At 67.5% G+C, this 3,354-nt stretch carries 4 protein-coding genes and 2 pseudogenes; all 6 read left to right on the top strand.

Annotated features, from left to right (window positions below; translation table 11 throughout):
- Nucleotides 1-191 precede the first annotated feature (191 nt).
- Nucleotides 192-425: pseudogene (locus GSF22_RS32190) on the top strand (VOC family protein); the annotation flags it as partial.
- Between the two features lie 502 nt (nt 426-927).
- The gene (locus tag GSF22_RS32180) at nt 928-1,290 is read left to right on the top strand and encodes a hypothetical protein (RefSeq protein WP_208817678.1); all 363 of its coding nucleotides are present in this window, start codon (nt 928-930) and stop codon (nt 1,288-1,290) included.
- Nucleotides 1,291-1,436: 146 nt separating this feature from the next.
- On the top strand, nt 1,437-2,222 hold the full coding sequence (locus GSF22_RS32175) for a hypothetical protein (RefSeq protein ID WP_208817677.1): 786 nt from the start codon (nt 1,437-1,439) through the stop codon (nt 2,220-2,222).
- The gene (locus GSF22_RS32170) at nt 2,177-2,407 is read left to right on the top strand and encodes a hypothetical protein (RefSeq protein WP_208817676.1); all 231 of its coding nucleotides are present in this window, start codon (nt 2,177-2,179) and stop codon (nt 2,405-2,407) included. Before GSF22_RS32175 ends, GSF22_RS32170 begins: the two co-directional genes overlap by 46 nt.
- A 38-nt stretch (nt 2,408-2,445) precedes the next feature.
- The gene (locus GSF22_RS32165; protein WP_208817675.1) at nt 2,446-2,841 is read left to right on the top strand and encodes a hypothetical protein; all 396 of its coding nucleotides are present in this window, start codon (nt 2,446-2,448) and stop codon (nt 2,839-2,841) included.
- Between the two features lie 87 nt (nt 2,842-2,928).
- A pseudogene (locus GSF22_RS32160) lies at nt 2,929-3,159 on the top strand (VOC family protein); the annotation flags it as partial.
- Nucleotides 3,160-3,354: the final 195 nt, after the last annotated feature.

The raw sequence follows: 3,354 nt of genomic DNA, 5'->3' as shown, positions 1-3,354 counted from the left end.
CCGAGCCAGTCGTCGATCTTCACGTACAGTGCGGTCAGAAGGGTGTTGAGGTCTGTCGTCACAAACGGATCTTCAACACCCTTCGCCTATGCCGCAGCCCCGGGACCGTTAGGACTTACTCGTCTAGTGCTTTCCGCCCCACCAGGGTAGGGCGTGGAGATGTCGACACACCCGGCCTCTAGGGTGGACGGATGGCGTCGGTCAAGCAGTTCCAGGTCACCATTGACTGCGCGCAACCTGAGCGCCTTGCCCGCTTCTGGTGCGACGTGCTGGGGTACGTCGTACCGCCGCCGCCGGAAGGATTCGCCACCTGGGACGAGGTCGATCGCGCGCTGCCGGCTGAACAGCAGGGCTCAGCGTTCGCGTGCGTCGATCCCTCAGGTGTAGGTCCGCGACTGTTCTTCCAGCGTGTCCCCGAAGGCAGATGCGATGAACCAAGAACCGATTTCGGGTCGGAACAGTTCGTTCGGCGCGGCCGGGAGGGCGTGGATAATTTCTCAGGCGTGAGCGGCTACGAGCGGAGTTGGAACTGATGGGCCGGCACATCCAAATCACCTTCGACGCCCACGACCCGGGCGCACTGTCGTCGTTCTGGCGAGATGCGCTGGACTACGTGCATCCCGGGCCGCCCCGGGGTCGACCTGCCCGAGGGCGCCGACCCGCTGGCCGCGTGGGACGAGTTCCTTGAGCAGGCCGGGGACGAGGGGTTCCGCGCGAATCGTTCTATGTGCCGGTCGCGCACCGCGCGGATGATCAGAGCTGACTCGGGCGCGGACGAGCCGCTCGATGGCTCGGGCGGACGGTCTTCGCGGTGGTCCGGGGTTCCACCCACGACGGAGTGCCGCCATCTCCGCCGCCGGGCTGTTGAGCAAGCCATGACGTGCTCGGATTCATCTGATCTTGCACTGACCGGATCTTAGGAGACCCATGCTGGACGTGGCGACCGAGCAGTTCGTGGACGAGGCGACCGCGCTTGCACCCGGTGAACTCGAAGCGGCCTTCGAGCGCATGGTCGATTTGGCAGCTGATGGAGGACGGGAGGCGAGCAACGCGGCGGTTCCGTCAGCGAGCGCGAACTCGCAGCTCGACCGTCGGATACGGCAGGCGCTGCTGCCGCGGGCCAACGAGCTGGACGCGCACCTCGTGGGCTTGCATTCGGATGCCCGCGCCGCGGTCTCCACAACGGCTCGGGGGATCCTGACGCGCGCCAAGCTGTCGGCGGATCAGTACTCGGTGCTTGTGGAGCCGTTCGCTGGGCGCGTTGCCGCCATTCCTCCGCACGGCGGCTGAAGCCTCGCGCACCACAGCAGGGTCCGCGGTACATCCCATCCCGGGACAGCTTCCCTGATGGGCGTTGGCGATGGCGGCTGACCTGCCTATCGAGCAGTCGGTAAGGGCGGTGACAGCATTGCGCCGATCGGGTGCATCATGGTCGGGTGAACTTTCCGGAGCTGCAGCAGCGTCTTCGGGATGCGGGCCACGACCCGTTCCAGGCGTACGCGGATCGCTACGACACGCTACGCAGCGGTGTAGGGCACTCGGTGTGCCATGGCGCATGGAACCTGCTGATCGCCGATGGCCGGTACACCGTCACGGTCCGCGAGCTGAACGGTCCCGCCGCGTACCGCCCGGACACGCACGGCCCGGCGCCCGTGGTCTTCGACACTGAGGACGCCGTCTGCGAGCAGCTTTGGGACATCGTCACCCGGCTCGACCCGCCGGGCAGCGTCCGGCCGGTAACCCCCGACGAACTCGACCCCGTCGCACGTGACTGGCTACGCGAGTGCGGCTGGTGGCCACCGGCGCAGCTGTACGGCAACCCGTTCGTCGCCACCCGCGAACGGCAGTCCTACCGGATCGCGCAGCGCGCCGGCCGGTTCGAGCTGCACCTGCACGATCACCTCGTGCCCAAACACGGCGAGCCGACGTTCGCGGCCGACTCCTTGGCCGAGGTCACCCGTGTCCTGATGACCGAGGTCGGGAACCGTTCCGCCCCGCGGCCGATGGGCTGGCCGAACGCGTTGTTCCGGATCGACTGGGCCGACGAGGACGCCCTTGCCGCGCTGCGCGCGCTGGATCTGGAGGCGATCCGGCGGGAGTACCTGACGCAGCGGCCGGACCGCCACTGCGGATCATCGCCGAAGGCCCCGACCTGTCCCTGGTCACCGCCGACCTGGTGGAGCGGGCCGAGCGCAGCGGATATCCGCTGCACCGTTACCTGAGCACACCTGAATCGGTGGGCTTTGGCGACGGCTCCAGCGACCGGTTCGTGATCCGGCGCCTTCACGACCCGCCGCGCTTCACCCTGGACCGCTACGGTGAGCGCAGCACCCGCCCGGTTACGGTGCTCACCGCTGAGGATTTGGCACCGATCCACGCCTACCTCGAACAGCGGTTCGGCCACTGAACGGACCCCATGGTGGGTGCTGCCGGAGCAGTCGCCCGATGGCGATGACGATCTACACTGCCGAGGTGATCCCAGCAGGAGGGCAATCAGTGAATGAGCAGCTGGGCGACCCGATCCCACGAGCGTTCGAGCTCTTGCCCGGGGCGGGCGACAGGGCCGAAGGTCCCACGCTGTCGCAGCGATGCATGATCGAGCGCGGTGTCGCCCTGTTCGGCCAGATCGCACCTGGCGCACACCTCGTCCACCACCTGCTGCCCGACGACGACGCCGTGCTCGTGGTGCGGGCGGGCCGCGGCGGCGCTTCGATCTACGTCGCTTCCGACCACAGCGTGCTGTACGCCGTCTCCGCGATGCCCCCGCACCTGGCACTCGAACGGTTCCGGCAAGGCGCCCGTACACCGCCTGAGCAGTTCGCCGGTGGCGGGGCGCAGTAGTGGTGAACGCGCGCCAGCGACAGTTCACACGCCGCATCGGCGGGACGCCAGTCACCGCCGAAGCGTTCGAAGACCTGGCCGCACCCGCCGAGGCTGCCATCTGTCCCCGAAGGTAAGGTCGTCAAGAATCGGCTGCATCTCGACGTGCGGGTCGGCACCGGGCTCGTCGGTGAAGAGCGTCTGGCCGCACTGGAGGCCGAATGCGCCCGACTGGTCGCGCTCGGCACGGTACGCGTACGGCTACTGCCTGCCGACGAGGAAAACGAGTCGTGTCTCGTCATGCAGGACATCGAGGGCAACGAGTTCTGCCTCGACTGAGCGACCAAGAAGGTTCCAGCCCGAGGGCCCCTTTCCTTTGCGGAGGAGGGCCCTCGGGTCATTTTTGTGGCTCTACTGACGTTGTCGTGGGTAGGGGTTTCATGATCGTCCGGGTAGTGGTGGGCACAGGCCGCCGCGTCGGAGCATGGCCATGGTGATCAGGGCGTTGGCGGAGTGGTATCCGTAGCCCTGGCG

Origin of the sequence: Micromonospora echinofusca, from assembly GCF_017614955.1 — a bacterium.
In the GTDB taxonomy this organism is placed as follows: domain Bacteria; phylum Actinomycetota; class Actinomycetes; order Mycobacteriales; family Micromonosporaceae; genus Micromonospora; species Micromonospora echinofusca_A.
This window is presented reverse-complemented; position numbering and strand designations above follow the sequence as displayed.

Excerpts from the sequence above, each read along its gene's own strand:
- GSF22_RS32180 (WP_208817678.1), top strand. The coding sequence starts at position 928 with ATGCTGGACGTGGCGACCGAGCAGTTCGTGGACGAGGCGACCGCGCTT.
- GSF22_RS32165 (WP_208817675.1), top strand. The coding sequence starts at position 2,446 with ATGGCGATGACGATCTACACTGCCGAGGTGATCCCAGCAGGAGGGCAA.